This is a genomic window from Anaerosporobacter sp., assembly GCF_031551385.1.
Lineage (GTDB): Bacteria > Bacillota > Clostridia > Lachnospirales > Lachnospiraceae > Anaerosporobacter.
In genome coordinates this window covers 1-4,592 of sequence record NZ_JAVBNS010000039.1, presented here as the reverse complement: position 1 = coordinate 4,592, position 4,592 = coordinate 1, and the positions used below count along the sequence as shown (strand labels likewise).

Genomic DNA, 4,592 nt, shown 5'->3' with positions numbered 1-4,592 from the left:
AAGAGATATAAAGATGGTCTTGCGATTGAGAAGGCTGCTGTTGAGACTCTTAGATAGTTTGGGATTTAATTAAGAAATGATAATTAGAACATAAAAATAAGCACTATATGAGGAGTATGATATCCTTGTATAGTGCTTTCTTAGATTTGTACAGGAAACTAAATATCCCACTTAAAGGTAATCATTATTCATATGGAAAATCAGATTTGTTTGCAATCATAATAGCGTTTAGATATTTGCTTAGTGGAAAACAAGTGTTAGCTTTTAAAGAAGACTTCCAAAGAATAAGTATTGATTTTGCAAAACAGTCAACCGAAGAGAAGAAATATAAGCTCTTATCTGCAATGGGAATACCAGAAAATTGGTTCAATAGTATATGATAATATTTATTAGGGCAGTATTACAAACAGGCTTATGATATACAGGGGTGTAAGAGATGATAAGAAAATTTGAAGAATATGATACAGAGCAAATTATGCAACTATGGTTAGCAGGAAATATAGAAATACATAATTTTATACCAAAGGAATATTGGATATCCAATTATACATTTGTTGAGAAAGAACTTTTGAAAGCAGATGTCTATGTATATGAATCAGACAAAAAAATACGAGGTTTTATTGGTATGGTAGAGAACTATATTGCAGGAATTTTTGTTGATAGTAATTTTCGTTCTACAGGTGTAGGGAAAAGTCTTTTAGAGTACATAAAAGAAAGGAATTCTTTGTTTACATTGCATGTTTATCAGCAAAATCAGCGAGCAGTAGAGTTTTATCTAAGAGAAGGATTTGTGGTTGTTTCTGAAGGGTTAGAGAAGGAAACGGGAAAAATGGAATATACAATGGAGTGGAACAAAATATAATATAATTATAAATATTGATGAAGTATTTGGAAAGGAAGATGATGTTGTGTCGAATATTTTACCTGTTTCAGATTTGAGAAATTATAATGAGGTATTAAAAAATTGTCAGATTGGAGAACCTGTTTTTTGACAAAGAACGGAAGAGGACGATTTGTAGTTATGGATATTGAAGATTATGATGTGTTGTATAAAGTGGGAAAAGAGTTTATTGAAATTGGTGATATTTCAAATTTCAACAACATTCCCTGTAATGCATATATAAAAACTAGACATTCTTAATAAAAAATTTATGAAAAATAACTAAAATCCTTAAAAAACGAATGGATTGTTCGACAATATAAACAGAGAATTTCTTTACAAAACATGAGATAAATGTTAGAATAAACTTTGAATAGGGCCAATAAGACCTTTTATTACATAAAGGAGGATATTATTAATGTCAAGATCGAAACAATCAATGGACGGTAACACAGCCGCTGCTCATGTAGCCTATGCGTTTACTGATGTTGCTGCCATATACCCAATTACACCTTCAAGCCCAATGGCTGATTATGTTGACCAATGGTCTGCATCAGGACAAAATAACATTTTCGGAAATCAAGTTAAAGTAGTAGAAATGCAATCAGAAGCAGGTGCAGCAGGAACAGTTCATGGTTCTCTTGCAGCAGGTGCTATTACTACTACATTTACAGCATCACAGGGTCTTTTATTAATGATTCCTAACATGTACAAGATTGCAGGAGAACAATTACCTTGTGTATTCGATGTATCTGCACGTACTGTTGCAACACAATCACTTAATATCTTCGGAGATCACAGTGACGTATATGCATGTCGTCAAACTGGTTTCGCTATGTTAGCAGAAACAAACCCACAAGAAGTTATGGATTTAAGTCCAGTAGCACATCTTGCTACAATTGAAGGAAAAGTACCATTTATCAACTTCTTCGATGGTTTCCGTACATCACATGAAATTCAAAAAATCGAAAAATGGGATTATGCAGATTTGAAAGAAATGTGTAACATGGATGCAGTAAAAGCATTCCGTGAACATGCATTAAATCCAGATAGCCCAGCTATGCGTGGTTCTCATGAAAATGGAGACGTATTCTTCCAACATCGTGAAGCATGTAATAGTGTTTATGATGAATTACCAGCTGTTGTTGAAAAATACATGGCTAAGATAAATGAAAAATTAGGAACTAACTATGACTTATTCAACTACTATGGTGCAGAAGATGCAGAACGTGTTATCATCGCAATGGGTTCAATCTGTGACGTAGCAGAAGAAGTTATTGATTACTTAACAGCAGCAGGAGAAAAAGTTGGTTTAATCAAAGTAAGATTATACCGTCCTTGGTCTACAAAAGGCTTATTAAAAGTTATTCCTAAGACTGTTAAGACTATGGCTGTACTTGATCGTACAAAAGAGCCAGGTGCATTAGGAGATCCTTTATACCTTGATGTTGCTACAACATTACGTGAAGCAGGATTACATGATATCGTGTTAACTGCAGGACGTTATGGTCTTGGATCAAAAGATACACCACCATCATCCATCTTCGCTATCTTTAAAGAACTTGAAAAAGATGCTCCAAAATCACGTTTCACAGTTGGTATCGTAGATGATGTTACTAATTTAAGCTTACCAGAAGTAAAACCAGCTCCAATTACATCTGCAAAAGGTACAGTAGAATGTAAATTCTGGGGACTTGGTGGAGATGGTACAGTTGGTGCGAACAAGAACTCAACTAAGATTCTTGGTGACCACACAGATAAGTACATACAAGCATACTTCCAATATGACTCTAAGAAAACAGGTGGTGTAACAATTTCTCACCTTCGTTTTGGAGATAAACCAATCAGAAGCCCATACTACATAAACCAAGCTGACTTCGTAGCTTGTCATAATCCATCTTATGTTGTTAAAGGCTATAAGATGGTACAAGATGTGAAACCAGGTGGAATCTTCATGATTAACTGCCAATGGTCAGATGAAGAATTATCTGAACATTTGAATGCAGCAGCTAAAAAATACATCGCTGACAACAACATTCAAGTATATACAATCAATGCAATTGATAAAGCAATTGAAATTGGTATGGGTAAACGTACGAATACAATTCTTCAATCTGCATTCTTTAAATTAGCAAATGTATTACCAATCGATGAAGCAATCGATTACATGAAACAAGCTGCTAAGAAATCTTACAGCAAAAAAGGTGATGCAATTGTTGAGATGAACTACAAAGCAATTGACGCTGGTGTAGATGCACTTCACAAAGTAGAAGTTCCAGCTTCATGGGCTACTCCAGAAGCAGATGCTCCAGGTAAAGAATATACTGGACGTCCAGAAACAGTTAAGATGGTTAAAGAATTACTTGAGCCAATCGCGTTAATGGATGGTGATAGCCTTCCAGTTTCAGCATTTGCTAACTGTGCAGATGGTCAATTTGCTACAGGTGCTTCTGCATATGAAAAACGTGGTATTGCAGTTACAGTTCCAGAATGGGATGCTGAAAAATGTATTCAATGTAACCAATGTGCTTTCGTATGTTCACATGCTACACTTCGTCCATTTATGTTAAATGAAGAAGAAGTAAAAGCAGCTCCATCTAATATCAAACTTGCTGATATGAAACCAAAAGCTGGTGAATATAAATACACAATGAGTATCTCTCCATTAGACTGTATGGGATGTGGAGAATGTGTTACTGTATGTCCAACAGCTGCAATTCAAATGGCTCCTCAAGAATCACAAGCAGAGGAACAACCAGTATTTGATTACTTAGTTGCTAATGTAGGTAAGAAACCAGGTATGCCAGCTGATAATACAGTAAAAGGTTCTCAATTCAACCAACCACTTCTTGAGTTCTCAGGAAGCTGTGCAGGTTGTGCAGAAACTTCATATGCTAGATTAGTTACTCAATTATTTGGTGAGCAAATGTACATCTCTAATGCTACAGGATGTTCTTCAATCTGGGGTGGTCCAGCAGCTACTTGTCCATATACTGTTAACAAAGACACTAATAAAGGACCAGCTTGGGCAAACTCATTATTTGAAGATAATGCAGAGCATGGTTTTGGTATGTATCTTGGACAAAAAACTCTTCGTGATCAAGCAATTGCTAAACTTGTAGCAATGAGCGAAGATGCAGAAACTCCAGCAGAAGCAAAAGCAGCTATCGCTAAATTTATTGAAACAAAAGATTCAACTACAGAAAACACTCCAGCAGCAGAAGCAGTAATTGCTGAACTTGAAAAAGGCGCTAGTGCAGGATGTGAAGCATGTAAAGAAGTTCTTGAAAAGAAACAATATCTTGCTAAGAAATCTGTATGGATTCTTGGTGGAGATGGATGGGCATACGATATCGGATTCGGTGGACTTGACCATGTACTTGCTTCAGGAGAGAACGTAAATGTTATGGTATTCGATACAGAGATGTATTCAAATACAGGTGGTCAAGCTTCTAAAGCATCTAACATCGGTGAAGTTTGTCAATTCGCTGCAGCTGGTAAAGAAATTGGTAAGAAAAACCTTGCTGAAATCGCTATGAGTTATGGTTATGTATACGTAGCACAAATCGCTCTTGGAGCAAACCCAGCACAAACAGTTAAAGTAATTGCAGAAGCAGAAGCTTATAACGGACCATCATTAATCATCGGATATGCTCCATGTGAACTTCACGGAGTTAAAGGTGGTATGAACCACTGTCAAGATGAAATGAAA

3 protein-coding genes and 1 pseudogene are annotated in these 4,592 nt (G+C 35.8%); all 4 read left to right on the top strand.

The annotated features are described in order from the left end of the window. Positions 1 to 146 precede the first annotated feature (146 nt). Positions 147 to 380, top strand: a complete 234-nt coding sequence (locus RMR19_RS04775) for a hypothetical protein (protein ID WP_310602357.1) — start codon at positions 147 to 149, stop codon at positions 378 to 380. 56 nt (positions 381 to 436) lie between these two features. Continuing rightward, complete coding sequence (locus RMR19_RS04770; protein WP_310602356.1) at positions 437 to 862, top strand: N-acetyltransferase; 426 nt, start codon at positions 437 to 439, stop codon at positions 860 to 862. A gap of 46 nt (positions 863 to 908) precedes the next feature. Next, a pseudogene (locus RMR19_RS22140) lies at positions 909 to 1,042 on the top strand (type II toxin-antitoxin system prevent-host-death family antitoxin); the annotation flags it as partial. Between the two features lie 256 nt (positions 1,043 to 1,298). Further along, on the top strand, positions 1,299 to 4,592 hold a 3,294-nt coding region (nifJ, locus tag RMR19_RS04760), incomplete at its 3' end, for a pyruvate:ferredoxin (flavodoxin) oxidoreductase (protein ID WP_310602355.1).

What these genes read in the sequence shown, in the direction of transcription:
- RMR19_RS04770 (WP_310602356.1), top strand. Translation starts at nt 437, where the DNA reads ATGATAAGAAAATTTGAAGAATATGATACAGAGCAAATTATGCAACTA.